Source organism: Aeribacillus sp. FSL k6-2211, from assembly GCF_037966125.1.
GTDB classification, from domain to species: Bacteria; Bacillota; Bacilli; order Bacillales; family Aeribacillaceae; genus Aeribacillus; species Aeribacillus composti.
In genome coordinates this window covers 2,105,470-2,131,904 of sequence record NZ_CP150190.1, presented here as the reverse complement: position 1 = coordinate 2,131,904, position 26,435 = coordinate 2,105,470, and the positions used below count along the sequence as shown (strand labels likewise).

Annotated in this window: 22 protein-coding genes and 3 pseudogenes; 20 read left to right on the top strand and 5 right to left on the bottom strand. The window is 41.2% G+C overall.

The window, feature by feature from the left end:
- Positions 1 to 266: 266 nt before the first annotated feature.
- Positions 267 to 1,632 (top strand): annotated as a pseudogene (locus NSU19_RS10285) (ISLre2-like element ISGsp4 family transposase).
- Positions 1,633 to 1,685: 53 nt separating this feature from the next.
- On the opposite strand, the gene NSU19_RS10280 reads toward NSU19_RS10285, so the two are convergent.
- Positions 1,686 to 2,381, bottom strand: a complete 696-nt coding sequence (locus tag NSU19_RS10280) for a hypothetical protein (protein WP_339196326.1) — start codon at positions 2,379 to 2,381, stop codon at positions 1,686 to 1,688.
- Positions 2,382 to 2,682: 301 nt separating this feature from the next.
- Here NSU19_RS10280 and NSU19_RS10275 point away from each other — a divergent pair, with 301 nt between their 5' ends.
- The 5 genes from NSU19_RS10275 (at position 2,683) to NSU19_RS10255 (ending at position 7,976) form a co-directional block, all read left to right on the top strand.
- Positions 2,683 to 4,053: an ATP-binding protein gene (locus tag NSU19_RS10275; protein ID WP_339196323.1), complete on the top strand. Its 1,371-nt coding sequence runs from the start codon at positions 2,683 to 2,685 to the stop codon at positions 4,051 to 4,053.
- A 2-nt stretch (positions 4,054 to 4,055) separates the two neighbouring features.
- A complete protein-coding gene (locus NSU19_RS10270; protein WP_339196321.1) occupies positions 4,056 to 4,727 on the top strand; it encodes a response regulator transcription factor in 672 nt (223 codons plus the stop codon).
- A gap of 228 nt (positions 4,728 to 4,955) precedes the next feature.
- A complete protein-coding gene (locus tag NSU19_RS10265; protein ID WP_339196319.1) occupies positions 4,956 to 6,416 on the top strand; it encodes an aldehyde dehydrogenase family protein in 1,461 nt (486 codons plus the stop codon).
- A 525-nt stretch (positions 6,417 to 6,941) separates the two neighbouring features.
- A complete protein-coding gene (locus tag NSU19_RS10260; RefSeq protein WP_066251603.1) occupies positions 6,942 to 7,154 on the top strand; it encodes a hypothetical protein in 213 nt (70 codons plus the stop codon).
- A 294-nt stretch (positions 7,155 to 7,448) separates the two neighbouring features.
- Positions 7,449 to 7,976, top strand: coding sequence for a nitroreductase family protein (locus NSU19_RS10255; RefSeq protein ID WP_066251605.1), 528 nt, complete (start codon positions 7,449 to 7,451; stop codon positions 7,974 to 7,976).
- Between the two features lie 79 nt (positions 7,977 to 8,055).
- Here NSU19_RS10255 and NSU19_RS10250 read toward each other — a convergent pair whose 3' ends face one another.
- Entirely contained in the window at positions 8,056 to 8,928 is an 873-nt protein-coding gene (locus NSU19_RS10250; RefSeq protein ID WP_339196316.1) for a LysR family transcriptional regulator, read from the bottom strand.
- A gap of 147 nt (positions 8,929 to 9,075) precedes the next feature.
- On the opposite strand from NSU19_RS10250, the gene NSU19_RS10245 reads away from it, so the two are divergent.
- The 5 genes from NSU19_RS10245 (at position 9,076) to NSU19_RS10225 (ending at position 13,932) form a co-directional block, all read left to right on the top strand.
- Positions 9,076 to 10,221 carry an AbrB family transcriptional regulator gene (locus tag NSU19_RS10245; protein ID WP_339196313.1) on the top strand — a complete coding sequence of 382 codons (1,146 nt, stop codon included), beginning with the start codon at positions 9,076 to 9,078 and terminating at the stop codon, positions 10,219 to 10,221.
- Positions 10,222 to 10,313: 92 nt separating this feature from the next.
- Positions 10,314 to 10,592, top strand: a complete 279-nt coding sequence (locus NSU19_RS10240) for a YciI family protein (protein WP_066251612.1) — start codon at positions 10,314 to 10,316, stop codon at positions 10,590 to 10,592.
- A gap of 295 nt (positions 10,593 to 10,887) precedes the next feature.
- A complete protein-coding gene (locus tag NSU19_RS10235; protein ID WP_339196311.1) occupies positions 10,888 to 11,844 on the top strand; it encodes an alpha/beta hydrolase in 957 nt (318 codons plus the stop codon).
- On the top strand, positions 11,841 to 12,383 hold the full coding sequence (locus NSU19_RS10230; protein WP_339196309.1) for a helix-turn-helix domain-containing protein: 543 nt from the start codon (positions 11,841 to 11,843) through the stop codon (positions 12,381 to 12,383). Before NSU19_RS10235 ends, NSU19_RS10230 begins: the two co-directional genes overlap by 4 nt.
- A 301-nt stretch (positions 12,384 to 12,684) precedes the next feature.
- On the top strand, positions 12,685 to 13,932 hold the full coding sequence (locus NSU19_RS10225; RefSeq protein WP_339196307.1) for a restriction endonuclease subunit S: 1,248 nt from the start codon (positions 12,685 to 12,687) through the stop codon (positions 13,930 to 13,932).
- 54 nt (positions 13,933 to 13,986) lie between these two features.
- On the opposite strand, the gene NSU19_RS10220 is transcribed toward NSU19_RS10225, so the two are convergent.
- Entirely contained in the window at positions 13,987 to 14,325 is a 339-nt protein-coding gene (locus NSU19_RS10220; protein ID WP_063387802.1) for a helix-turn-helix transcriptional regulator, read from the bottom strand.
- Between the two features lie 174 nt (positions 14,326 to 14,499).
- Here NSU19_RS10220 and NSU19_RS10215 point away from each other — a divergent pair, with 174 nt between their 5' ends.
- The 8 genes and pseudogenes from NSU19_RS10215 to NSU19_RS10180 all read left to right on the top strand — a co-directional run bounded on the left by NSU19_RS10215 (position 14,500) and on the right by NSU19_RS10180 (position 25,446).
- Positions 14,500 to 15,222, top strand: coding sequence for an EAL domain-containing protein (locus NSU19_RS10215; protein WP_339196304.1), 723 nt, complete (start codon positions 14,500 to 14,502; stop codon positions 15,220 to 15,222).
- Positions 15,223 to 15,612: 390 nt separating this feature from the next.
- Positions 15,613 to 17,361 carry a methyl-accepting chemotaxis protein gene (locus NSU19_RS10210; protein WP_339196302.1) on the top strand — a complete coding sequence of 583 codons (1,749 nt, stop codon included), beginning with the start codon at positions 15,613 to 15,615 and terminating at the stop codon, positions 17,359 to 17,361.
- A gap of 217 nt (positions 17,362 to 17,578) precedes the next feature.
- A pseudogene (locus NSU19_RS10205) lies at positions 17,579 to 17,979 on the top strand (thioesterase family protein).
- A 265-nt stretch (positions 17,980 to 18,244) separates the two neighbouring features.
- On the top strand, positions 18,245 to 19,009 hold the full coding sequence (gene cobA / locus NSU19_RS10200) for a uroporphyrinogen-III C-methyltransferase (RefSeq protein ID WP_339196300.1): 765 nt from the start codon (positions 18,245 to 18,247) through the stop codon (positions 19,007 to 19,009).
- A 209-nt stretch (positions 19,010 to 19,218) separates the two neighbouring features.
- Positions 19,219 to 21,648 (top strand): nitrite reductase large subunit NirB, encoded by a 2,430-nt coding sequence (nirB, locus tag NSU19_RS10195; protein ID WP_339196297.1) that lies wholly within the window; start codon positions 19,219 to 19,221, stop codon positions 21,646 to 21,648.
- A gap of 14 nt (positions 21,649 to 21,662) precedes the next feature.
- Complete coding sequence (gene nirD, locus NSU19_RS10190; protein WP_061579248.1) at positions 21,663 to 21,968, top strand: nitrite reductase small subunit NirD; 306 nt, start codon at positions 21,663 to 21,665, stop codon at positions 21,966 to 21,968.
- Between the two features lie 17 nt (positions 21,969 to 21,985).
- The gene (locus tag NSU19_RS10185) at positions 21,986 to 24,127 is read left to right on the top strand and encodes a nitrate reductase (RefSeq protein WP_339196294.1); all 2,142 of its coding nucleotides are present in this window, start codon (positions 21,986 to 21,988) and stop codon (positions 24,125 to 24,127) included.
- Positions 24,128 to 24,225: 98 nt separating this feature from the next.
- On the top strand, positions 24,226 to 25,446 hold the full coding sequence (locus NSU19_RS10180) for a nitrate/nitrite transporter (RefSeq protein WP_339196292.1): 1,221 nt from the start codon (positions 24,226 to 24,228) through the stop codon (positions 25,444 to 25,446).
- Positions 25,447 to 25,538: 92 nt separating this feature from the next.
- On the opposite strand, the gene NSU19_RS10175 is transcribed toward NSU19_RS10180, so the two are convergent.
- The gene (locus NSU19_RS10175) at positions 25,539 to 25,676 is read right to left on the bottom strand and encodes a hypothetical protein (protein ID WP_339196290.1); all 138 of its coding nucleotides are present in this window, start codon (positions 25,674 to 25,676) and stop codon (positions 25,539 to 25,541) included.
- A gap of 2 nt (positions 25,677 to 25,678) precedes the next feature.
- A complete protein-coding gene (locus tag NSU19_RS10170) occupies positions 25,679 to 25,849 on the bottom strand; it encodes a Fur-regulated basic protein FbpA (RefSeq protein ID WP_073967949.1) in 171 nt (56 codons plus the stop codon).
- A 183-nt stretch (positions 25,850 to 26,032) separates the two neighbouring features.
- Here NSU19_RS10170 and NSU19_RS10165 point away from each other — a divergent pair.
- Positions 26,033 to 26,331, top strand: a pseudogene (locus NSU19_RS10165) (MerR family transcriptional regulator).
- The last annotated feature ends 104 nt before the right edge of the window (positions 26,332 to 26,435 follow it).

Genomic DNA, 26,435 nt, shown 5'->3' with positions numbered 1-26,435 from the left:
GGATACTTCTGCATAAGCTTGATCGACATTTCTTGCGAATTCTGCGGGATTTTTTCCTTTGATCTGTTCTATTGTGTGAGTAAAATGTTTGTGGGAGAAATTCTTAGAATTCCCCGATGAGGGGGTTGGGAACGTAGGTTCGCAATCCCCCTCATCGGGGCCACCAAGCAAAGCGCGGTAGGATCCCAAGCAGGAAACATGAAAAAAGGACTCTCTCCCTGGTAAGATGTTCATTGACCACACCACAAACAGGAGGAGAGAGTCCCATGAATATTCAACAACATCTTACCACAAATTCGTTGACATGGAAAGAGATCGAACTTGATTTGTTTCGAGCCCTGCAAAACGCCTTCGCTGAGCTGTTTACGGCTCTGTTGGAGGACATCGACCGACAATTGGCGGAAACCCGGGACAAGCGCCGGTACCACTTGAAAGACAAACGACGCACCACGATTCAAACCCTGTTTGGCGAAGTTACCTTTGAGCGAAACTACTATTTAGACCGAGAACAAAACCGTTACACGTTTTTGCTTGACTCCTTTTTAGCGTTTGATGGATCACAGTCAATCAGCCCTTGTCTAGAAGAAACAGCGGTGGGATTGGCTGTGGAGTGCTCTTCCTATCGCAAAGCGGCTCATACGCTTGCCCAGATGGTCGGGTATCCGGTGATGAGCCATGAGGCGATCCGCCAGTTGGTGCTCGAGGCTGAAGTTCCGCTGCACTGCCCGGTTGACCAGCGATATGGACGGGTGCTGTTTGTGGAGGCCGATGGACTGTTTGTCTCTCGCCAAGGGAAGGGAAAACGGGCCAAGGAAGACAAAATCCTGACCGTTCACGAAGGGTGGAAGCGCAACGGCTCACGGATCGAATTCGTGAATCAGCGCCATTACGTCCATGAGGGCAAGAGGGAGGTGTGGGAAGGCTTCGAGGAATTTTTGATGAACGAATATGCCTATGATCCGTGTCGGGATCTTCTTGTCATCAACGGGGACGGCGCTCCATGGATTACCGCGTGCCGGGAGTATTTCAAAGGACGGGTCTGCTTCCAATTGGATCGATTCCACGTGGCGCGTGAGTTGCGCCAATGCCTCTCGGGCCATCCACGGTGGCAGGCGATTCGGCAAAAGCTGGCGAAGCAGGATGAAGAGAAGCTGCTTGTGGAACTGAACAGCGCCCTCGGCACGCTGGGGGACGAAGCGAAAGAACAACAGCTGGCTGCCTTGATCCACCGGATCGAATCGATGCCGGGATGCATCCGTGATTACCGGGAATGGCTGAAGGAGCAAGGAGTGGACACAACGGGCATGTATCCGATGGGGAGGGCTGAAAGCGTGATGAGCCAGCTGGCGTATCGGGTGAAATACCGCCGCAGTTGGACAGACAAGGGACTCGGGGCGTTTTTCAAGGCAATGATTGCCCGGATGGATGGGATTCGTCTTTTCGGACGTCGTTTAGGAGAAGAATCGTCGCATCCGGCGGAGGAAACGGCATCTACCAAACAGACGATCGTGAACAAGGCGAAACAACGCATCCGCCGTCTTCTTCCAGAGGTAACGCGGAAACAAGCCATATTTACAGCAATCGTCCGGGACTCCGATCTATCATGCCCTGTCTGAACTCAAGGGATGGTAAAAAAAGGTATACATATCGGTCTGTCATGGCAAGGGATGAGAGTCCGAAAGCGCTTACGGATGAAATTCAAAAAAATGGTTCGCTAACCTATGACTTACATCTATTTTCAGCGAACCAAAAAAATTCCCACAAAGTCTTGACTGACTCTGTTCTATTTTATAACCTGACAACTGGTTGATGACATTGTTTGAAACATCTCCTAACACAACAATTTGAGTGCCGTTCCGGTTCCCAGTCGGATTTAACCGTTTGATTTCACTCAACACTTTATCGGGAATGTGATCTTGATGAATCAGTAAGATCGGGCCGTTATTTGGATGATGGATTAAGTCAGCTCCGGCTAATGTTGTTTGCCATTGACCAACAGGCGACAGAATAACGGCTCCGGGTTGATTTTCTTTATGTGTGGCAGGCCAAATGGTTTGGGATACGTAAATGGATGCACGAATTGGATCGGCAACAGGAATTCTCGTTATATTTTTCGTGTTTTGAACAATTAAGCTTTCTTCAGCATTAGGATTAAATTGTGCGGGCGCTTTGGAAAAGTCTTGATTTTTTGTGCTCTGACTGTCTTTTCCGTTATGATTGGCATGATCATTCATATTTTCGTGGTCCATTTTTTCATGATTCATGTCTTCCGTATGTTCTCCTGTATGGCCGTTGCTGCTTCCGTTGGAACATGATGCAGAAAAGAGCATGAAAGCTGTTAAAACGGTAAGAAAAATCAGCAGCTTACTATTTTTTTTCATTCTAATTCCTCCTCCTAACATTTTCTTTGCATCTGTTTTAACAAAAAAATGTGCAAAAATGATGGAGACGGTCCATTTTTGATCCTGTAAATTTTTTTATGCGAAAATTATTTACTCGCCAAAAAGGTGTGCCCGCATTTGGCATCCGCTCGCTGTTTTAAAGTTCGGACGGGGGAGGACAGATAAGCGTTGGATGAAAATGATATAATGAAAAAATGAGAACAGAACGTTCGGTTAAAGGCGGCGAAGAGCTTTCCTTTTTGAAGAGAAAGCTAGTTGGCTGATAAGGAAGGGACAAAAAGTGAAAAAAATTTCGTTTAAATTAGGGCTGCTATTTTTCGTGTTTGTTTTGGGAGTCGAAATCATTTTATTTGTCTCATTGTACATAACTTTGGTCAATTCAAGAATTGAGGAGGAGTTTGAGCATCTATTGGCGAGAGGGAATAACCATCGCGATGTGCTGGAAAAAAACTTTGACCATTCCACGCTGGAGCATGTGACGATGATGGAATCGGAAGCGGTGACGGATGTAGTGATTACAAATGAGAAAGGCAATATATTGTATTATTCCGATGACATATTGCCTTTTGCCAAAAAAATTGTAAATACAATGGACAGAACGATTCCGCATGACGGAATAATCGTGCAAAGAAATTGGCAAAAAGAGTCGCATATAGCGACAGTAAGCCCGATACGTATTGACGGCAAGATCAAAGGGTATGTCTATATGTTTCAAAATACCGATGCTATTCAAAAAATGATCTATAAGTTAAAGCATCATTTCGTTTTGGTTGGATTTCTTTCGGTATTTTTAACCATTTTGACGATCGCTTTTTTATCAAAAGTGATAACAAATCCCCTTATTCGTATGAAACAGGCAACCGAAAAATTGAGCAAAGGCGATTTTTCTGTTCGCTTGCAAGTGAAAGGGGAGGACGAATTGGCGGAGCTGGGGGAAGCGATTCAAACATTGGCGAGAGATTTGGAATATTTAAAAAAAGAAAGAAAAGAATTTCTTGCCAGCATTTCTCATGAGCTCCGAACCCCTCTTACATATGTAAAAGGGTATGCAGATATCGCAAGAAGGCCGAATCTAAAAGAAGAGGAGAGGAACCGCTATTTGTCCATTATTTATGAAGAAGCGGAGAATATGCAAAAGCTTGTAAAGGAACTGTTTGAATTAGCAAAGATGGATCAACATTCATTTCAAATCCATAAGGAACCGGCCAACCTGTGTGATTTCTTAAAGAAATTACATGACAAAATGCTACCTGCGTTTCATGAGAAAAACATGTCACTTATCTATAAATGTGAAAAAAACATTACCGTCCAAATTGACCAAAAGCGATTTGAGCAGGTGATGATCAATTTGTTGGACAATGCTTTAAAATATTCCGATGAAGGCTCAGTTGTATCGATTGAAGCAAGAGCGGAGAAAAACAGCATAGTGATCATTGTTTCAGACGATGGAATCGGAATTCCAGAGGAAGATTTGCATCATATTTTTGAACGATTTTACCGAGTGGATAAATCAAGATCAAGAACAAGCGGCGGTACTGGTCTCGGATTGGCCATTGTTAAGGAGATCGTCGAAGCGCACGGAGGAACGGTTTACGCCGCCAGTGAATACGGAAAACGAACAAACGTTGTTATCACGCTGCCGGAGGTATAAGGATGTACACGATTTTGCTCGTTGATGATGAAAGAAAAATGTTGGACTTGCTGGAGCTTTATCTTTCCCCTCAAGGATATCATTGCGTCAAGTGCGAATCAGGACTATCAGCCATCCGATATTTAGAAAACAACAAAGCTGAACTTGTCCTGCTCGATATTATGATGGCGGAAATGGATGGCTGGGAAACCTGCCGGAAAATAAGAGAATTTTCAAACGTTCCTATTATAATGGTAACAGCAAGAGACCAAACATTCGACATTGTTAAAGGCCTCAAACTCGGTGCGGACGACTATATAACAAAACCGTTTGACGAAGCTGAACTGCTTGCTCGCATCGAAGCGGTGCTGCGTCGTTCCGCAGGAAAGCGTTCAATTATTGATGTTCAAGGATTGGTGTGGGATCAAGAAGAACATAAAGTCCATTTTCAAAACGAAGACATATTATTAACGCCGAAAGAATTCGATATTTTAGGGCTGCTTTTAAAGCACCCGAACAGAGCGTTCAGCAGGGAAGAAATCATTTTATCCTTATGGGGATACGATGCTGAAACTGAGGAGCGCACCATCGACTCTCATGTAAAAAATATCCGCGAAAAACTGAGACAAGCCGGTTTTCCGATCGATCAATTCCTTCGCACTGTTTGGGGAGTAGGGTATAGATGGGGAAAATAGCTGTATTGCCGGATTAGCTTTTTTTAATGCTGATACGGCAAGAGTGCATACATCTTTTATATTTGTTAATAGGCAGATGAGAGCCAGCTTATGTCTGGCTCTTTTTTATGTTTTGGAACCAATTTACAGATCATCTGTCATTTGCTTTCCGACCTTTAGCAAGAATAATTTTGTTCGAACTGTAAAAAACTACCCACAAATAAATGAATTAAAAAAGGGGTAAGTTATATGGAGCGCTTTGAGGAATTGAACAAAAGTTATATTAATGGTGAATGGGTCGAGGGATTAAGTAAGAGAACATATGAAAATTTGAATCCTTATGATGGAACTGTCATTCAAACGATTCGGCTAGCGACCTCACAGCAACTTGAACAAGCTTTTTTAAACGCAAAAGAAGCTCAAAAAGAATGGGGAAAAACGTCTTCTTGTGAGCGAGAAGAAGTGCTGCGGAAAGCAGCGGAATTTTTCAAAAAAAATCGCGACGAAATCATAAAAGTGATTTCCCGTGAAACAGGCGGAAGCTTCATAAAGGCTAACGTTGAACTTGACTTGACGGTAGGGCTTGTGGAAGAAGCTGTGAAAATGGCCAAGAAATTAGATGAAGTGAGGGAAATTGAAGCCGATATAAAGGGGAAAGTGAATCGTGTTTATCGTCTTCCTTTAGGAGTTATAACATCCATCTCGCCTTTTAATTTTCCGATGAATTTATCCATTCGGACAATTGCTCCTGCTATTGCACTTGGAAACAGTGTCGTTCATAAACCTGATATTCAAACAGCTTTGACAGGAGGATCAATCATTGCGAGGGCATTTGAATATGCAGGACTGGCAAAAGGTGTTTTTCAATGTATTTTAACGGATATTGATGAAATTGGCGATGACATGCTCACTTCTCCGCATTCACAGCTTATTAGCTTTACTGGTTCAACGCCAGTTGGCAAGCATATCGGAAAAATTGCCGGCAGCATGCTGAAAAGGGTTGCCCTTGAACTAGGCGGAAATAACCCGTTCATTGTTCTGGCAGATGCAAATGTAGACCGTGCTGTTGATGCAGCTATTTTTGGAAAGTTTATACATCAAGGTCAAATTTGTATGATTGTAAACAGAATTATTGTCCATAAAAATAAATATGATGAATTTGTACAAAAATTTGTGGAAAAAGCCAAATCGTTGCCTTACGGAGACCCGTCTGACCCGAAAACAATTATTGGACCGCTTATAAACGAAACACAAATTGAAAAAGCTTTAAATATTATAAATGAAGCAAAAAAAGAAGGAGCGAAAATTGCATTGGAAGGGCAGCGAATCGGAAATATTTTAACTCCGACTGTATTTGTGGATGTTGATAACAACAGTAAACTGGCCCAAACTGAGTTATTTTCACCAATTGCTACGATCATTAAAGCGGAATCAGACGATCACGCAATTGAAATGGCGAATAATACAGAATATGGTTTAAGCTCTGCTATTTTTACAGAGGATTTAAGTGAAGGGGAACAATTAGGACTTCAAATTGAAAGCGGAATGACTCATATTAATGATCAAACAGTCAACGACAGCCCGACAATTCCGTTTGGCGGAACAAAGTCGAGCGGAATGGGTAGATTCGGAAATCCTTGGGTAGTAGAAGATTTTACGATGACAAAATGGATTTCGATTCAAAAAGAATATCGAAAATATCCTTTTTAACAACATCCCGACCTGCCAAACAATAAGGGATTTTTGAACGAACAGTTAATGGTTAACTGAAAATGAATTTGTGTATCATTTTTGCTTGGCAAATAATCATGACGTTTCCAAACTCTTTCCCGCGATTTTTGGGAAAGTTTTTTTATGTTGTGCATTTTTAAAAATCTAGAAATGAGCAGGATGATCTTTTCTAATCTCGTGATATGAGCATAGATAGTTTTACTGTCACTATTTCTGCATCTTTTTAATATTCAATCCGGCTTCAAAAAACGATGAAGCGTGTGTATCGTTATCTTAGGCAGCGATGGATTACGACTCAAGAAGCTTTCCAGCTTGTCGTTAAATATTTTCATTTATACTCTATTGGATAATAACGGGTGAATACTAGCTGCTAATTATCCGATTTCACTTTCAATCCAGCTTTAGCGTATTGTTCCAATTATTTTAATTATCATTGTTTAGAAATCTCTAATGTTCCAGTACCAACAAAAAAATGTTATTATTGGGTAAAAAGGAGAAACATGTATGTCAAAAGAATCTGTTTCAGCTTTAGGGTATATACTTATTTCTATTGTTTTGATAATTTCAATTTATTTGTTAATTGAACCCAATTCACTAGTGCCTGAAGCATATAAGCTGGCTGTTGATGGTTATGTAATTGCTAGAACTTTAGTAATTCTTTTTATCTTGTATTTAGTGTCAAAACTAGGATTTTTATTTATAAATAAAAAAAATTAACTTCAAACTGTGAAATAATTAAAAAGTAAAGTGAATGGCTCTGTCGGTATCATAAAGCTGCCATTATAGACAGCAGCATCTAAATAATAACGCTGTTCGTCCATTCCTATATTTTAATTTTTCGGAATGAAACTTCCTAAGTTTTGGCTAAAATGATTCTTTTGTGGATCCATATGAATCGATATAATGATTCCATATCATGTATTGAACAGGAGAGGGAAAAAATCGTTTATGAAAAGGTACATTCATACGAAATCAAAATAGGCGAAAAAATAGAAAGAAGGATGAAGGTGCATGAACGTTTTTGAAGCTATACAGAAAAGACGTGAAATGACAAAGTTTCTAGATCAGCCTATACCAAATGAACGGTTGGAGCAAATTTTAGAAGCAGCTTATTTAGCCCCTTCTGGGAACAATCTGCCTTCCAGGGAGTTTATACTTATAACAAATCGTGAAAAGCTTGATGAATTGGCAAACGCCACGCCTTTTGTTTCTTGGTTGAAAGAGGCGAAAGCGGCCATAGCCGTTACAGGCTGCCCGGAAGTGAGCAAATATTGGCTGCAGGACGCCTCGATCGCATGCGGTTTTATATGGCTGACTGCAACTGAATTAGGTTTAGGGGCTGCTTTTGGTGCGATATATCACTCACAGGATCAAGCAGAATCAAAAAAACGGGAAGACTTTGTCCGGACAGCCTTAAACATTCCATCAGACCGCCGCGTAGTTGCAATATTAGGTTTAGGTTATCCTGAAAAGGAACCGCCCGCAAAAGAAATGGTTCGGAAGGAATCTATTATTCATTATGAACGGTTTCAAACGTAATTACGTTTGCGGAAATTTTGAAAAACCTTTTTCCAAGCAACATATGTAAGGAAAAAGGTTATACGAGTGTCATAGCATTTTATGGAATTTTTTGAAAATCGAGCTTTTCCATAAACTCGACAAACGCTTTCACAAATTTCAGTTGGATCGATTCCTTGTGATAAAACATCCAAGTTTTTCTTAAAATGGGCTTCCCATTTTTCGATTTCAGATCGATTTTATAAATATCGTCGGCATCATCTAAAATCAAGCTTGGCAAAATAGCGTAACCTAATCCGTTCAACACCATTTTTTTGCACGTATCTGCTTTATCGACTTCGATGCTGATCAATGGTGGTTGGGAGTAATTCTCAAACCACCAATTGTCCACTGCCGTTTTTAGCAAGGGATCCATCCGGTAATCAATTCTCGGCAAATTTGGAAGCTCCCGGAGATCTATTTTGTCTTTAGAAGCAATACAAATGGATTCCTCAAATAGTAATCGTTTTTGATCGTTCCAGCTGTAAGCTCCTTTTACGAAAGCGACATGGACTTCGTGGCTGTGGATCAAATGGGCTATCTCGCTGCTCGAGCCTGTCAGGACCTTAAATTCAATGTCGGGATACTCGTTTTTAAAAAGCTTTAAAAGACCGGGGAGTTTATAATCTGTAAAGTAATTGGAAACCCCTAATCTTAATGTGCCGGTTACTCGGTTCTCCATGTTCACAACATTTTCTTTTATTTTTTGTATTTTCAGCAGCATTTGATTCGCACATTTCGCTAAATATTCTCCTTGCGGGGTAAATTCAACTCCCCGCCTTCCTCGATGAACAATCTGTACACCGAATTCCTTTTCAATTTGCTGAAGCCGGTTTGTTAAAGCCGGTTGGGAAATATATAACGCTTTTGCAGCCTTTGTAATGTTTTTTTCGTTGTAGAGAACTTTCAAAATAAGCCAGTCTCGATCATCCATCGTCATCACCTCTCTTTTTTCCATCAATAATTTTTATAATCATGCATAGATTATTGATATTTTATTTATATCTAAAAAAAGTATACAATATGTTTGTAACGATAGCTAATGCCGCAAGAGATTTTGTTTTAGAAAGAAGGATTTGTCATGATGCGAACGAAAGGTATTTTCCGCAACATTGCGTTTATCATCGTTAGCAGCATTGGTGGATTGATTTTATCTCAAACTGGCCTTTCCATCGGCTGGATGCTCGGAACATTGGTGATGGCAGGGGCTTTTTCATTTTGGAGCCATACCAATTCAACATCGTCCGATGACAAGTATGTTTTACCCCGATTTTGGATGAACGCCGGGCAATTTATTTTGGCGATTGAATTAGGTCAAAAAATCAATTTGACGGTTATAGATATTTTTGCAGACCATTGGATGTCGATTATGACAATGCTGTTCTTGTCCGTTTTTTTCTCGTTGCTGTCTGGCCTCGTCTTGTGGAAGTTCAGTCATACAGATTTATTGACTAGTTTATTTGGAACGGTGCCCGGAGGCTTGTCAGTTATACCCGGCATAGCAGAAGAAGTCGGGGGGAACATTGGCGTCGTCAGCATTATACAAACGATGCGGGTATTTTTAGTGGTGCTTGTGATCCCGTTTCTTGTTTCTTCATTTGCGGTCCATTCTGAGAAGCTTGAAGTTTCGAACAACCAATCAGCGCTCTTTTTTCCTAGTTTGGATATGGGCGAAATGATGTGGACGGCAGTATTGGCACTAGGGGCATTGGGAGGGTATTACATTGGAAAGCGGCTGAAGTTCCCTGCACCTTGGCTCGTTGGCGGAATGCTTGGTGCTGCTTGCATTCAAGCAGCCGGCTCATCATTTGCAGGCCACAACTTGACTCCATGGTGGCCGAACATATTGATCATAATGTCACAAGTTTTTATCGCTTCAAGCATCGGCTCGAAATTTCATAAAAAGATGTTTACAGGGCTAGGGAAAACAATGGCGGTTGCTTTATTCAGCACGATTGGTTTAATTCTTTCCTTGTTTATTTGCGCTTTTATTGTTTCAAAGCTGACTGGAATAACCTTTGTCACAGCAGTTCTTGCATTTGCGCCGGGCGGTATTACGGAGATGGCTACAACAGCCGCTGTACTTCATGAAGATTCAACATTTGTTGTGGTCGTTCAAGTACTGCGCATTGTGTTAGTATGCATCGCAGTACCTCCATTGATCAAACTGCTCCATCAAAGAAGATTGCGCAATAGAGCACATTCGCATGCAGCAAGAAATATTTGATTGACATTAGGAACTTAAGACATGAAGCTTTTCAAGACTGACAGCTTCAAGTAAAATGGTAAGCGATGAATCTAATAGAAAGAGTGGTTGAGATGAAATATTTTGTCGTATTATTGCCGATGAAAGATGAAGAAAAAAGCAAAGCGTTTCGGAATGATCACTTGAATTATTTAGAGCAGAAAGGAAAAGAAGGAAAAATATTTGCAAAAGGCAGATTTACCGACGGCACAGGCGGTATGGTGATTTATCGCGCCGGCTCTTTTGAAGAGGCCGAAAAGCTTGCGAAAGAAGATCCATATGTTGTGACTGGCGCTAGAGGGTATGAGATTCACGAATGGGAAATGGTCAGCGACGCAGTGCTCCCAAATTAAGATTTTGATAGGAAAGCCGTTGTAGAATGATAGAACATTTGCATCGGTGCTGTCCGTTAGTCTCTAAAATAAATCCCTTAGAGAAAAAGAGCTGTTTTTCTCTAAGGGCTTTTGTATGTTTACGATTTTTCTCAAAAAAACAGTTCGCAGATGCCGGCTGCTTTCAATATGCTGTGGGCTGAAGGCACAATTCTGATAACATTTATATGCAAAAAACAATCATCAGAATTTTCTTGACTTATTTGTTATTATTATCGATAATGATAATAATAACATAAATAAAGGAGAAATTAACATGATTGAACAATTTATCAGCTTTCAAAGCTGCGGATATGAGTTAAAAGGAACGTTATCCGTGTTACAGAACAGCCAAAAAAAGCCGGCTATTCTCATTCTTTCCGGTTCTGGTCCGTTGAATCGCGACGGCAATGATGCAAAAGGAAAATTCCAGTTGAATATATATAAGCAATTGGCATCATTTCTTACTTCTTTAGGATTTATCGTGTTGCGATATGATAAAAGGGGAGTTGGTGAAAGCGGCGGCGATTATTTATCTGCAGGAATGTGGGATTTCGTCCGGGATGCAGCTAGCGCTGTACAATTTTTAAAACAACATCCGCTTGTTGATGAAAATCGGATCATTGCCTTGGGGCACAGTGAAGGAACAACATTGGCAGTTGCTTTAAACACCTTGGAGAAAATGGATGGGCTCATTCTTCTCTCAGGGGCAGGGGAGAGGCTGGAAGAAGCTTTAACGAGACAGAGAAAGCTTGTGTATGAAGCTTTAAACAATGTAACAGGTTTAAAAGGAAAAATGATCCGCATGTTTAACATCGAGCAAAAAAACGAAAAAAAGTCGAATGCCCTTTTTGAAAAAATCATGCAATCTGATCAAGATGTGATCAAAGTTGGTTTTCAAAAAATAAATGCTAAATGGTTTCGGGAGCATTTGCAATACGATGTGCTCGAAGATTTGAAAAAAATAGAATGCCCTGTTTTGGCCATTACCGGTGACAAGGACGTTCAAGCTGATCCGGAAAAGCTCAACCGCCTCCCCGCTATAGTGAAAGGGGAGTTGGAATATTATATGATTCAAAATATGGATCATTTATTGAAAAAACAAGAAGATGAGATTAATATGTTGAAAATGAAAAAAAATTATATCAAAAATGCGGATCAACCGCTTCACGAAGAGCTTTGCGACCATTTGAAAAATTGGTTGAACAAACGGTACAATGAGGTGTTTTCATGATTGAATCAAAAGCTGCTTTAATCTTGCATCCGGTACGGATTCGGATCATTCAAACATTGATCGGAAAACGCTTGACTGTGCAGGAAATAATGGAGTTTCTGCCGGAAGTTCCGCAAGCATCCTTGTACAGACATTTAAAAAAACTTGAAGAAGCAAAGCTGATTGAAATCGTTGAGAAAAGAAAGATAAGGGGAACAATAGAAAAAGTTTATGCCTTGCCGGATGAAACGATTGGGCTCGAAGACAGCGATTTGCAGCATATAAGCAGAGATGAACATTTGAACATATTTATGAGATTTATCGCCAATATTTTAGCGGATTATGAGAGATATTTACGACAAGAACAAATCGATCTCCTAAAAGATGGGGTGGGATTTCGGCAGGTTCGCTTTTATGCAAGCGACGAAGAGTTTTTTCAATTTGCTCAAACTATCAACCGGGCGATGAAAAAGCTAATGGAAAACCAGCCTGCTCCTAACCGAAAAAAAAGAATTTTTACATCTATCATCATGCCGGAAGCAGAAGAAAAATTAAAATAGTGCAGTTTTTTTTATCCGCTTTGATTGGAAATGAAAAGCTAATCAATATGGATCAAAACAGGAGGATTATGTTCTGAACGAGCTATAACTAGAAAAATTGGGGAAGCGATCTGATTGTTGCTTCGGAATTGTCATGGGGCTGTCCAGAAAGTCAAAATCCACTGAAAACGAAACATCATAAGCATTGATATATCAACGGATCAACGTTTCTAAAACATTAAAGGGGCGTCTATAAGCCGGAAAATCGACTTATTAGACTGCCCCATAAAGTTTCAAAATTAATGCATGTGGAGGAATTTATGTGGCGAGCTGGAAGAAAGTTCGGCTTGGTGAGATTGTTCAAATAAATCCTGAATCATTAACGAAACAATTTCCCTTTCAAATGATCGATTACATCGATATTTCGTCTGTTGGAACAGGCGAACTGAGGGAGACATCGCAATATTTGATTCATGAAGCGCCCAGCAGAGCAAAAAGGCTGGTTCGAGCAGGCGATACAATTCTTTCGACCGTCCGTCCGAATCGAAGATCCTTTTTGTTTTTAAAAAATCCGAAAGAAAATCAAGTTGTATCGACCGGTTTTGCGGTTCTTCGGCCTACGGAGCATATTCATCCGAGGTATGTGTATTACCTTATTTCCAATCAATCTTTTACAGATTATTTAGTTTCTCAGGAACAGGGAGCTGCGTATCCGGCTGTCAGCATGGATTCTATTAAAAATGCGCTCGTATTGCTGCCGGACATGCGGACGCAAGAGAAGATTGCGGACATATTAGGAACAATTGATGATAAAATTGAACTGAATATCAAGATAAATAAAACGATCGATGAAACGATCATGACACTTTACAAATACTGGTTCATAGAGTTTGGGCCTTTTAAAGATAGAGGGTTCGAACTTTCTGAATTGGGAATGATTCCGAAAGGATGGAAGGCAGGAACATTAGGTGAAGTTATAGAATTACAAAATGGATATGCTTTTAAAAGCAAGGAATGGAAATGTGAAGGCATACCAGTAATAAAAATAAAAAATATTGTCCCGCCTTTCATCAACAAAGAAGATGCAGCATATGTAGATCCATCTTTATTCCATCGATTAGATCGTTTCAAAATTACACAAGGAGATCTGCTCATTGGGCTAACAGGCGCTGAAATCGGGAAATGCGGCATTTACTATTTTGAAGAACCCGCATTATTAAATCAACGTGTCGGCAAATTTTATTCTAGCGTGCACGAGATGAACACATTGCCATTTGTCTATGCCATAACTAAATTGCCGGATTTCCGCCAAAAAATTTTAGATCGGTCTACTGGATCTGCACAGCCGAATGTCAGCGCGGATGAGATAAAAAAAATGAAAATTGTGCTTCCGCCGGATGATATTTTAAAAAAATTTATACGTTTCACCAGCAATTATTATGCGATGCTGATACAAAATGCCAATGAAAATGACCGGCTCAAAAAAATGCAAAACGCTTTGCTGCCCCGGCTTTTATCAGGGGAGATGGATGTATTAGATGCTGAAAAGCATGTTGCTAACATGCTGTAAAATGATAAATAAGTTCCAAAAAGAGGGGGATTGTTCCCCCTTTTTGGAATACTGCTACTTATCTTTCCAGTTCAATAGGAGATCAAGCATGTTTAGTATGAATTTTTGATCTTCAACCGGCCTTGCCTGAAGTTTTGTAATAATTTGCGACAAAGTATAATCTGGTTTTTTTGAATTTGGTTGAATAGATTTAAATAATTCCTCTAAAGAAACCTCAAGCGCCGTTGCGATTTTGTTTATGCTTTCCAATGTTGCGTTTTTTTCGCCTCTTTCTAATTGTCCAATATAAGTAGCATGTAGATTTGCTATATCTGCTAATTCTTCTTGACTCCACCCTTTCTGCTTGCGAAAATTTCGGATTCTTTCTCCGATTATTTGCTGTATTTTAGTCATGAACCGTCACTCCTTGGGGATAATAGTGATTCCTTTTTACAATCTACTATGAGAGTTAAGCCCCCAAGAGACTATTGATATTAAAAGTATTAAAATATATACTAAAAATATGAAATATAACATTAGACATTATCCGGAATAGGTCTATAGATAGACGTCTAGGAGGTTCTTCCATTGGTTAAATGGGAAATTAGAAGGATAAAAGAAATTATAGATAACAAATCATTTTGTCATTTTTTTCAACCTATTTATGAATTAAAAGAATCAAAAATATATGGATACGAAGCTTTGCTTCGCTGCAAATATTTTTCCGATCCGGAAATTTTGTTTCAAATCGCCCGTGAATGCGATTTTTTATATGAACTGGATACTTGCTCCATTCACAATGCAATAACATCGATGGGAGACCGGCAGCAAAAGCTGTTTATTAACGTATTTCCATCGACGATTGTTCATCATTCTTTTACCCAATTTATAAAAAAAATAAACCTTTTTTTTCAGTCGACCGAAAAAGTAGTTTTTGAAATAAATGAAAGTGAAAAAATCGAAAATATTGAATTGCTGAAAAAAAATATTCAATTTTTAAAAGATGAAGGGTATAAAGTTGCCGTTGATGATTTCGGAAAAGGTGAAATATCGTTAGAAACCATTGTCGATTTAAACCCGCATTATATTAAAGTCGATCGTTCTTTAGGCCAAAATTTATATAATTCGGGCAAAAATCAAGATGTTATTAAAAAGCTTTTATTTCTTTGCGAACGTACCAATATGAAACTAGTTTTAGAAGGAATTGAGAAAAAAGAAGATTTAGACATGGCTAAAGCATTGGGGGTTCATTACGCTCAAGGATATTTATTAGGCGAGCCGAAGCCGATGAGGGAGAATACAAAAAAATAATTGCTTCTTATTCATAGTAAATGAATTAGAAAAATAAATTTTATCGGATCGAACATATAGACTATTTTCAGATTATTTTTGCTTCATTGACGTAAAAGAACCGCAATAAATGGACGATATATTTAATAAAAACGCTTAAATATCGGGTTATCGGTTGATCATATTTTTTGATCATATACGTTCATGCGAAAGCTAAAAAAATACAATTTTAACAATAAATGATTAATTAACTAAAAAAAGTATGTTTAGAGACCGATAATTAAAATGTCAAGCAACCAATTTCGGATTTGGGGAGTGAAAATGGATGGAAATGAGTTTGTAACGCTTTTCTAAGAGGAAAGAACTAAGTCTTTAAAAAAATTATGGCTTAACAAAGGAGTAATGATTTTCATGAAAAAGAAATTTCAATTCACGATACGTATGAAGCTAATGACCATTTCATTTCTATTATTAACGATTCCGTTAGTCATTTTAGGCTTGTTAAGCTATCAGAAAACAACTTCCAGTTTAAACAAGCTGGGGGAAAAGAAATTAAAAAATAGCGTCGAAATGACCATTGAGTTAATCGATGCGTTAAATAAAGAGGTTGAAAAGGGAACATTGTCTTTAGAAGAAGCGCAGGAACAGGTAAAAGTTGCGATATTGGGGGAAAAGAATGCTGACGGCAAACGGCCAATTAATAAAAATTTTGATTTAGGCGAAAACGGATACATGCATATTATCGATCAAAAAGGAACTCTTATTGCACATCCAGTTATAGAAGGCAGACAAGGCTGGAATGACGAAGATTCCAAAGGCGTAAAATTCAATCAAAAAATGATTAAAACCGGAAATGAAGGTGGCGGTTTAACTTATTACGAATGGGCTTTGCCTGACAACGAAAATCGAATTGAAAAAAAAGTCGCCTATTCAAAAACTGATCCTCATTGGGGATGGGTTGTATGTGCGGGCACGTATTTAATGGATTTCAATCAGCCGGCTAAAGATCTTCTCGTTTTTTTAATGATTGTCATTGGCGCAACGATTGTGATTGGATTTTTCATCGTATGGCTGTTTTCAAACAGCATTTCCAAACCAATACACGCCGTATCTGAGCGCATGCATTTGCTGGCTAATGGAGATTTAACACAAGGTGAAATAAAAATCCGTTCGAAAGATGAAACACAAAATCTGGCACATGCCATAAATCAGCTACAAAATAAACTGAAAGAAATGATTACAAACATTTCGAATGCTTCTGAAGTACTGACAAGCCACAGCGAGGAGATGACCCACTCTGCAAATGAAGTGAAGGCCGGATCAGAGCAGGTTTCAACCACCATGCAGGAATTGGCATCAGGCGCTGAAACGCAAGCAAGCAGCGCGAGCGACATGGCAGCAAAGATGGAGGTATTTGTCGAAAAAGTTCAAGATGCCAGCGAAAAAGGGGAGCATATTGAATCAGTCTCCAGAGAGGTGCTTGAAATTGCCGGCAAAGGAAATAAACTAATGATGTCTTCTACCGAACAAATGTCGAAAATTGACGAAATTTTCCAACAATCTGTTGATAAAGTGCTCGGTTTAAACGAACATTTGCAAAAAATTACAAAACTCGTATCAGTCATACAAGGAATTGCGGACCAAACGAATCTTCTAGCATTAAACGCAGCGATTGAAGCGGCAAGAGCAGGCGAAAACGGAAAAGGCTTTGCAGTAGTTGCAGATGAAGTAAGAAAGCTCGCTGAACAAGTTTCCGTCTCAATCTCAGACATAACAAGCATTGTCGACAATATCCAAAATGAATCAAAGAATGTAGTTGATGCTTTAAAGAGCGGCTATCAGGAGGTTGAACAAGGAACAGAGCAAATTAAAAATACAGGCGCAACATTTCAAACGATCAACAAAGCTGTTACGGACATGGTTCATCATATTCAAACGATTGCGAACAACTTGAAGGAAATCGCTTCCAACAGCCGGGAAATGAACCGTTCCATCGAGGAAATAGCCTCGATCTCCGAGCAATCAGCAGCAGGTATTGAGCAAACCTCTGCGGCAGCCGAACAAACAAGCAGTTCTATGGAAGAAGTGGCGAACAGCTCCGAACAACTAGCGAAGCTAGCCGAAGAGCTGAATGAATTTGTACGGCAATTTAAGCTTTAGAAAATAGAAGAATGTGTTTGATTTTTTTGATATCAGAAGATGTATTTGGGTGGGGATAAATGTCCTCACCTTAAACTTTTGAGCGATACATAGACCAGCTCCCTGCAAAAAGGGGAATAAATGTTCAGTATTGCTGGCATTTAGAAGGGGAAGACAACTTGCATAAATGTCAGATCAAATGCAGACCTTTCTTTATTAGAAAGGAGGGAGGATGAAAATGTTTACTACCGTCATTGTCCCGCGAGTTTCCGAAACGGACGGCGTCGGCCATATTAACAATACGACGATTCCGGTCTGGTTTGAGGCAGGGAGGGAAGAAATTTTTAAAATGTTTACTCCCGATCTTTCCTTTAAGAATTGGAGAATGGTGATTATCCGTATGGAGTCGACTATGTGAATCAAATTTATTATGGCAAGGAAGTGACCGTTTATACAGGAATCGAGCGTATCGGCAACACAAGTCTAACTATTTACGAAGAAATTCATCAAAGCGGGCGGCTTTGCGCGAAAGGAAGATCGGTTTACGTCAATTTTAATTTCGAAACGCAAAGGCAGGAGCCGATTCCAGACGAAATAAGGAAGAAATTAAACGAACATTTATGGCGCCCGCAAGAATGAAGATGTGCATGAAACAAAGTTGGGATTTTTGCGATTACATACTAGGGACTTAAATTGCAGGTTATTGGCTGGTTGATCGTTTGTAAATAGAGCTGGAAGAACGAGCCAAGCGCTGTAAACAGATCATCGAACAATTGTTAAACCATCATTAATCGGTAAGGAAAACTTACCGATTTTTTTTAAATAATGTTAGATTATATAACACAATAGATTCATTTTATCTATTTGTATGAGATAATTTAACATAAATGAAGGAGGGAGAAAAATGGGGAAAGTGTATCTTGTTGGAACTGGACCGGGTGATCCAGAATTGCTTACGGTCAAAGGGGTGCGATGCATCCAGGAAGCCGATGTCATTTTATATGACCGTCTTGTCGATCCGATGCTACTTCAGTATGCGAAACAAGGGGCAGAGCTCGTTTATTGCGGGAAGAAGCCGCGGCATCATTCTGTTGCTCAGGAAACGATTAATCAGCTGCTTGTCCGCTATGCAAAAGAAGGGAAGGTGGTGACGCGTTTAAAAGGAGGAGATCCTTTTATTTATGGAAGGGGGGCTGAAGAAGCGGAAACGCTTGCCAAAGCCCAAGTAGCGTTTGAAATTGTCCCGGGGATTACAGCAGGGATTGCTGCCCCGGCGTACGCAGGTATCCCTCTTACCCATCGTCGTTACGGATCAACGATTGCGTTTGTCGCAGGTCATGTATGTGAGGAAAACGAAGAGAAGCTAAAGTGGGAGCACATTGCTAATATCGATACGATAGTGGTTTATATGGGCATTCGCCGCTTGGCTTACATTCAACAACAATTGCTTCGGTATGGCCGCTCTCCTCACACTCCTGCCGCGTTCATTTTTCAAGGAACGACGGAGCAGCAACGCACCGTAGTAAGCACGTTAGAAAATCTCATAAAAACGGCGCAAAAGGAAAGAATACAAAATCCTGCGATTATCGTGATTGGAGACGTTGTGCGGCTTCATGAAACGATTTCTTGGTTTCGACCATATTGCAACCCTTTATATTCACAGTGTTAAAATATGTTATATTTCCTTACAAATAAAGTGAAATAAATATCACATGATGGTACGATGAAAACAAATTTGTTCGAAAGGGGGAAGCGGTCATGTTTCTAAAACACGCGAAATCGGAATATTGACCTTGATGATTTTGACAATAAAACGATGGTTGCGTCGTTAGGCATGCAACATTGTTTCTCTATCTTACGTTATGGAGGGATCGGCAAATGGAGAGAAAAAAATTGGTGCTAATCGGCAACGGCATGGCAGGGGTGCGCTGCATCGAAGAAATTTTAAAAATTGATAAAGATATGTTTGACATCACGATTTTTGGCAGCGAACCTTATCCAAATTACAACCGTATTTTATTGTCCACTGTCTTGCAAGGAAATACATACATTGACGATATTACACTGAACGATTGGGAATGGTACGAAAAAAATGGCATCCGTCTTTTTGTCGGGGAAACGGTGATTGATATTGATACAGATCAGCGGCTGGTCCGTACCGATCAAGGGAGAATGGTCGAGTATGACAAATTAATTATCGCCACAGGCTCTAAACCTTTCATTCTGCCGATACCAGGAGCGGACAAACAAGGAGTAACGGCGTTTCGCGATGTGAAAGACTGCCAGTTGATGATGGAATACGCGAAAAAGTATAAAAAAGCGGCAGTCATTGGCGGTGGATTGCTAGGTTTAGAGGCTGCGAGAGGCCTGTTGAACTTGGGGATGGAAGTTGATGTCATTCATATTTTTGAGCATTTGATGGAACGGCAGCTCGATCCGACCGCCGCGAAATTATTGCAGCGGGAGTTGGAAAAACAAGGAATGAATTTTCTTTTACAAAAAGAGACGGTGGAAATTCTCGGCAATGACCGTGTTCAAGGATTGCGCTTTAAAGATGGGACGGAAATTGCTGCGGATTTAGTTGTCATGGCGGTGGGAATTCGTCCTAATATCGATTTGGCAAAGAAAAGCGGTATTGCGGTGAACCGAGGGATTGTGGTGAATGATTATTTAGAAACGAGCGTGCCTCATATTTATGCCGTCGGCGAGTGTGCGGAACATCGCGGCGTTGTCTACGGTCTTGTCGCTCCGCTTTACGAGCAAGGAAAAGTATTGGCAGAGGCGATTTGCGGCATAAGGGGGCGCGCGTATGAGGGATCGGTTGTTTCCACGCAATTAAAAGTGTCAGGAGTTGATGTCTTTTCCGCCGGGGAGTTTACGGATGGAGAAGAAACGACAGCGGTGAAAGTGTATGATGAGTTTCGCGGCATTTATAAAAAAGTGGTGGTCCGCGATGAAAAAATCGTTGGTGCCGTGTTGTTTGGCGATACAAACGAAGGTCGAAAATTGTTTGAAATGATTCGCAACCATGATCCCATTTCCGAATCGCTTTACGTATCATTGTTCCAGTCTGTGTCCAATCCAGCGAATCAAAGTGTCGTTGCCGCGATGGCAGACACGGATGTCGTTTGCGGTTGTAACGGGGTAACGAAAGGAACGATTTGCCGGGCGATTGTAGAGCATGGGCTTAAGACGGTCGAAGAAGTCAGGGATTATACGAACGCTTCCCGTTCATGCGGAGGATGCAAAGGCCTTGTCGCCGAGCTATTAGAATATACGCTTGGCGAGGAGTTTGATCAAAGCGCGGTGAAGGAAACGATTTGCGGCTGTACGACATTAAGCCGTGATGAGGTCATCGCAGAAATTAGAGCAAAAAACTTGAAATATGTCAAAGAAGTGATGACCGTTCTTGGTTGGAAAAACGAAGATGGCTGTTCGAAATGCCGCCCTGCTTTGAACTATTATTTAGGCATGTTGTATCCAGGGGAATACGAAGAGGAGTCCGACTCCCTGTTTGTCAACGAGCGATTGCACGCGAATATTCAAGCGGATGGGACGTATTCGGTTGTTCCGCGAATGTATGGGGGAGTAACGACGGCCGAACAATTACGGAAAATCGCCGATGTCGCGGAAAAATACAACGTTCCGATGATTAAATTAACAGGCGGACAGCGCATTGATTTGTTGGGAGTGAAAAAAGAAGACTTGCCAAAAGTATGGGCGGAATTAGGCATGCCATCGGGATACGCGTATGCGAAAGCGTTGCGGACGGTAAAAACGTGCGTCGGTAAGCAATTTTGCCGTTTCGGAACGCAAGACTCAACGAAGCTAGGTATTGAATTAGAAAAGAAATTCGAACGCTTAAAGACGCCGCATAAAGTGAAAATGGCGGTCTCGGCTTGCCCGCGCAACTGCGCGGAATCAGGCATTAAAGATGTCGGAATCGTCGGGGTGGAAGGCGGCTGGGAAATTTATGTCGGCGGAAACGGCGGAACCCATTTGCGAGCAGGTGATTTGTTATGTACGGTGCAGACGGAAGAAGAGGTCATCGAAATTACTGGCGCATTTTTGCAATATTATCGCGAATCTGCCAACTATTTGGAACGAACGTCGAAATGGGTTGAACGGGTCGGGCTTGAACATATTCGTGAAGTGATTTTTGATTTGGAAACCCGCCGTCAATTGCTTGAACGTTTGGAAAAAGCACTAGCAGCAACGAAAGATCCATGGAAAGAAATAGTGGAAAATAAAGAAATGCAAGAAACATTGTTCTGTGATGTACAAATCAAGGTTCCAGTCCATCGTTAAAGGGGGAGAAAAATATGGCAAAAATCGAAATCGGTACGGTAAAGCAACTTCCAGAACGATTAGGAAAGTGCGTCCGCGTCGGCCATCTCCAGATCACACTGTTTCGCTTGGCCGATGGCCGTATTTACGCGCTTGAAAACCGTTGCCCACATAAAGGAGGCGATCTCTCCCAAGGTATTGTCAGCGGGGAATTTGTCTTTTGTCCCCTTCATGATTGGAAAATTTGTCTAAAAGATGGAAAAGTGCAAGCGCCTGACCGAGGCTGTGTGAAAACATATCCAGTGACAGTGGAGAACGACAAGCTCTATGTACAATTATAGGAAACAGGTGAAAGCCGATGACAAAAGATTTACTAAACCATTTTCGCGCAAAAGAGCAGGGTAATACGTCCGAAATGTTGTTTGATACGCAATGTCCGTTTTGCAGTGTGCAATGTACGATGCGCCTTGTCGAAGAACGGATCATTGAACGGAACCGTTATAAAGTCATCGCCAAAGATAATCCGACTTCGCACGGACGGCTTTGTATCAAAGGACTGTATGCTCATCAGCATGCGCTCCATCCGGAACGATTGCTGTATCCATTGCGGAAAGTAAACGGTCAATTTGTTCGGATTAGTTGGGAAGAAGCGCTCCATATTATTAAAGAAAATTTTGTTAATATTCAAAAAGAAGATGGATATGATGCGCTCGGAGTTTATGGCGGTGGTTCATTGACGAACGAGGAGGCATATTTATTAGGGAAATTTGCCCGCGTCGCCTTAAGGACAAAACACATTGACTACAACGGACGATTTTGCATGTCTGCCGCTGCTGCGGCGATGAACGATGCGTTCGGGCTGGACCGCGGTTTTACAAACAAATTATCGGAACTTCCGTTGGTCCGTACTATTATTTTAGCTGGTGCAAACGTAGCGGAATGCCAACCGACCATTATGCCATATTTTCAGGAAGCGAAGAAAAACGGTGCGTTTTTCATTGTCATTGATCCGCGGGAAACAAAAACGGCCGAATTAGCCGATTTGCATTTGAAAATAAAACCAGGAACGGACGCGGCATTCGTCAATGGCTTTTTGAAGGTGCTGTTCGAGGAAGGCTACGTAGATGAAACGTTTGTCAAGAAAAGAACGGAAGGATTTACCGAGTTAAAAGGACATATTGATCGAATCGATCTGGAGGAGATCGCCCGCATCACCGAAATTCCAGCGGAAATGATCCGTTTGGCGGCAAGGCAATATGGAAGCGCGCCAACGGGCATGTTGTTTACCGCAAGGGGAGTGGAACAGCAGACAAACGGATATATGACGGTTCGGAATTGGCTCAATGTAGTATTGGTCACCGGGAAAATTGGAAAAATCGGCTGCGGTTATGGAGCGATCACCGGACAAGGAAACGGCCAAGGAGGGCGTGAGCACGGTCAAAAGGCAGATCAGCTTCCAGGATACCGTCATATTGAAAATCCGGAACATCGTCGCTATATTGCTAGCGTTTGGGGGATTTCCGCGGATGAACTTCCGTCTAAAGGAGTGTCGGCGTATGAGATGATGCAAAAAATCGACGCGGGCGAAATTACCGGGTTGTTTGTAATGGGTTCGAATCCGGTTGTCTCGAGCCCGAACGCGCAATTTGTCAAAAATGCCTTGCAAAAGCTAAAGTTCCTTGTTGTTGTGGATCTATTTTTATCCGAAACCGCAGAGTTAGCTGATTTAGTATTGCCGACATCGTCCTATTTGGAGGATGAAGGAACAATGACGAATTTCGAAGGGCGGGTGACGTGGCGACCCGCTTTGCGAAAGCGTCCGGGTGAGGTGAAGCACGATTGGGAAATTCTTTGCGGCATTGCGGAAGTGCTTGGAAGAGGAGAATATTTTCGCTATTCGTCGGCCGAAGAAATTTTTGCGGAGCTGCGCCTCGCTAGCCGCGGCGGCAAAGCCGATTACTATGGAATTACGTACGAACGCTTGTGCAAGGAGCGGGTGTATTGGCCCTGTCCTTCTGTCGATCATCCGGGTACGGGGAGGTTATTTGAGCAGTCATTTGCCCATCCGGACGGCAAGGCGCGTTTAGCAGTGGTTGATAATGAATACGAAAAAGAAGAAGCAACGGAACAATATCCGCTGTACGTCACAACAGGCCGGGTGTTGACACATTATTTGAGCGGTACACAGACGCGAAGAAGTCCGGCGCTCGCCTCGCGTCAAATCGAAGCGTTTATGGAAATCCATCCGAACACGGCAAAAAAATACAAAATTGAGCCGAATACGTTAGTCAAAATCGAAACGATGCGAGGTTCAGCCGTTCTTCGAAGCAAATATTCCGACCGTATTCGTGAAGACACCATTTTTGTTCCATTTCATTGGAGCGGTATGCAAAATATTAATCACATTACCGATGATCGGCTCGATCCACATTGCAAAATGCCGGGATTTAAACGCTGTGTTGCGCGGATCAGTCCTGTAGTGGATTTACAGAAAAATTAAAAAAGCTTTCCAATAGAATGGAAAGCTCGAAAAGAAAACGCTTTTTCAACCACATTATAGCACGGATAATATGAGGTTGTAAAAGGAGGAGAGATAGAATGAAAAGGGCGGGAAGTTTTTTTCGGGCCGGCCATTTTCCAACATTGCTGTCCTCATTTCTTTACTTTGATGTGAGTTTTATGATTTGGGTCATATTAGGGGCTATTGGAACGTTTATTGTGGAAGACTTGCAGCTTACTCCTGCAGAAAGAGGAATGATGGTTGCGATTCCGGTTTTAGCTGGTGCGTTATTGCGCATTCCGATGGGGCTTCTTGCTGATCGCTGGGGTGGAAAACGGGTCGGCATGCTTGGAATGTTATTGACAATGGTTCCGCTATTATGGGGATGGATGTTTGCTGATTATTTATCGGATATATATGCGTTAGGATTTTTGTTAGGAATTGCCGGTGCCAGTTTTGCGGTTGCGCTTCCGCTTGCAAGCCGTTGGTACCCGAAACAATATCAAGGGCTTGTCATGGGAATTGCTGGTGCTGGAAATAGCGGTACTATTATCGCGACGTTGTTTGGCCCAAGGCTTGCAGAAGCGTATGGCTGGAATGCCGTATTTGCGATTTCTCTTCTTCCGTTAGCGATTGTATTTGTGATTTTTTCAATGTTTGCAAGAGATTGCCCGACAACTGTAAAACCTGCAAAAATTTCTGAATATAAACATGTCATGAAAATGAAGGAAACTTGGCTATTCAGCTTTTTTTACAGCATTTCTTTCGGTGGATTCGTAGGGTTAACTAGTTATTTAGGGTTATTTTTCTTTGATCAATACGGTGTCAGTAAAGTCACAGCTGGTGATTTTGTAACCCTTGTTGTTTTTGCCGGGAGCTTCATTCGGCCCATTGGCGGCTATTTAGCCGATCGCTACGGAGGAATAAAACTATTAATGTGGTTATTTAGCGGTGGAATGGTGACGTTGTTTATTATTGGCACACTTCCATCCGTTTATGTAACACTTGGCTTATTTTTTGTAACTTTCCTGTTTTTTGGTGCTGCGAATGGCGCCTTATTTCAAATCATTCCGACCTATTTTCCGAAAGAGGTCGGATTAGTAACAGGATTTGTCGGTGCTTTTGGAGGATTCGGCGGATTCTTTTTACCGAATGTGCTTGGAACGATGAAGCAATGGACAAATTCGTATTCATACGGCTTTTGGATGATGGTTGTCATGATGATGGTTGCGGTTTGGATCATCCAAAAGCTACAAAAGAACATGAAGAGCGGCATCCATCAGTCCACCGAAGCGGTGAAACAGTCCGTAAGAGTGTAACAAAAACAAGGCTCTTACCGGTATTTTGTCGGCTAGAGTTGCTGGGCAAGTGCAAAAAAGAAAGGACAGCTGGACGCTGTCCTTTTCTGCTGTTATATACGATTTTGCATGAAACGAAGCACTTCGTAAGCGCGCTCTCCGATTAATTGAATTAATTGTTCGAACATCGCGTCGCGCTGCAAATCTAATTCTACGATCCGTCTGGCCAGCTCAAGAGCTTTTGGGTCCATGTTCATTCCCCCCGTTTCTTCATTCGTATCCCGTACTGTTCATATTCGCGCCGCAATTCACTCACCGTCCATTGTTTTAGTGCAGCAGAGTCGTGAAACAAGCCAGTTTGCAACAGCTTATCAATATAAAATCGCTTTTGTTTCGTAATTGCTGCGCGCATCAGTTTTCCCATCTTTTTCCCTCCGCGTATTTATTTCTTTTAATATACGATGTTTTTCTTCATATTACATTAATTTTGTTAAGCCACTTTACAATAAAATTAAAAAATATGTTAATTTTCTTTACAAAAATAATTATGAATGGAGAAAAATCAGTATAATTATGTTAGAAGATATAACATAGCGGGGTGGAGAGGGTGACGAATAAAGATGATTCCTATAAATTTAAAAAAGTGATCTCTATCGGCATCGTTAGTGAATTAACCGGGTTATCGCAGCGGCAAATCCGCTATTATGAAGAGCGGAAGTTGATTTTTCCTGATCGTTCGAAAGGAATTCGCAAATATTCGTTCGCCGATGTCGAACAGTTAATGCAGATTGCCAATAAGCGGGAAGAAGGGGTTTCGACATGGGAAATTCGCAAGAAATGACAAAAGAACTGCGGGAAAAAATGTTAAAAGGGCAGATGAACGCCCATTTCCGTTTTCGTCCGTAAAACCATCCCCCTCCCTCTATAAATGTTGATATATCAACATTTATAGAGGAAGGTCAGTCGTAAAAGTATATTTGATTAGAGATTAGTTCTTAGTGTGCACGAAT

Excerpts from the sequence above, each read along its gene's own strand:
- NSU19_RS10280 (WP_339196326.1), bottom strand. The coding sequence starts at position 2,381 with ATGAAAAAAAATAGTAAGCTGCTGATTTTTCTTACCGTTTTAACAGCT.
- NSU19_RS10270 (WP_339196321.1), top strand. The coding sequence starts at position 4,056 with ATGTACACGATTTTGCTCGTTGATGATGAAAGAAAAATGTTGGACTTG.
- NSU19_RS10265 (WP_339196319.1), top strand. The coding sequence starts at position 4,956 with ATGGAGCGCTTTGAGGAATTGAACAAAAGTTATATTAATGGTGAATGG.
- NSU19_RS10260 (WP_066251603.1), top strand. The coding sequence starts at position 6,942 with ATGTCAAAAGAATCTGTTTCAGCTTTAGGGTATATACTTATTTCTATT.
- NSU19_RS10255 (WP_066251605.1), top strand. The coding sequence starts at position 7,449 with ATGAACGTTTTTGAAGCTATACAGAAAAGACGTGAAATGACAAAGTTT.
- NSU19_RS10250 (WP_339196316.1), bottom strand. The coding sequence starts at position 8,928 with ATGGATGATCGAGACTGGCTTATTTTGAAAGTTCTCTACAACGAAAAA.
- NSU19_RS10245 (WP_339196313.1), top strand. The coding sequence starts at position 9,076 with ATGATGCGAACGAAAGGTATTTTCCGCAACATTGCGTTTATCATCGTT.
- NSU19_RS10240 (WP_066251612.1), top strand. The coding sequence starts at position 10,314 with ATGAAATATTTTGTCGTATTATTGCCGATGAAAGATGAAGAAAAAAGC.
- NSU19_RS10235 (WP_339196311.1), top strand. The coding sequence starts at position 10,888 with ATGATTGAACAATTTATCAGCTTTCAAAGCTGCGGATATGAGTTAAAA.
- NSU19_RS10230 (WP_339196309.1), top strand. The coding sequence starts at position 11,841 with ATGATTGAATCAAAAGCTGCTTTAATCTTGCATCCGGTACGGATTCGG.
- NSU19_RS10220 (WP_063387802.1), bottom strand. The coding sequence starts at position 14,325 with ATGACTAAAATACAGCAAATAATCGGAGAAAGAATCCGAAATTTTCGC.
- NSU19_RS10210 (WP_339196302.1), top strand. The coding sequence starts at position 15,613 with ATGAAAAAGAAATTTCAATTCACGATACGTATGAAGCTAATGACCATT.
- cobA (WP_339196300.1), top strand. The coding sequence starts at position 18,245 with ATGGGGAAAGTGTATCTTGTTGGAACTGGACCGGGTGATCCAGAATTG.
- nirB (WP_339196297.1), top strand. The coding sequence starts at position 19,219 with ATGGAGAGAAAAAAATTGGTGCTAATCGGCAACGGCATGGCAGGGGTG.
- nirD (WP_061579248.1), top strand. The coding sequence starts at position 21,663 with ATGGCAAAAATCGAAATCGGTACGGTAAAGCAACTTCCAGAACGATTA.
- NSU19_RS10185 (WP_339196294.1), top strand. The coding sequence starts at position 21,986 with ATGACAAAAGATTTACTAAACCATTTTCGCGCAAAAGAGCAGGGTAAT.
- NSU19_RS10180 (WP_339196292.1), top strand. The coding sequence starts at position 24,226 with ATGAAAAGGGCGGGAAGTTTTTTTCGGGCCGGCCATTTTCCAACATTG.
- NSU19_RS10175 (WP_339196290.1), bottom strand. The coding sequence starts at position 25,676 with ATGGACCCAAAAGCTCTTGAGCTGGCCAGACGGATCGTAGAATTAGAT.
- NSU19_RS10170 (WP_073967949.1), bottom strand. The coding sequence starts at position 25,849 with ATGGGAAAACTGATGCGCGCAGCAATTACGAAACAAAAGCGATTTTAT.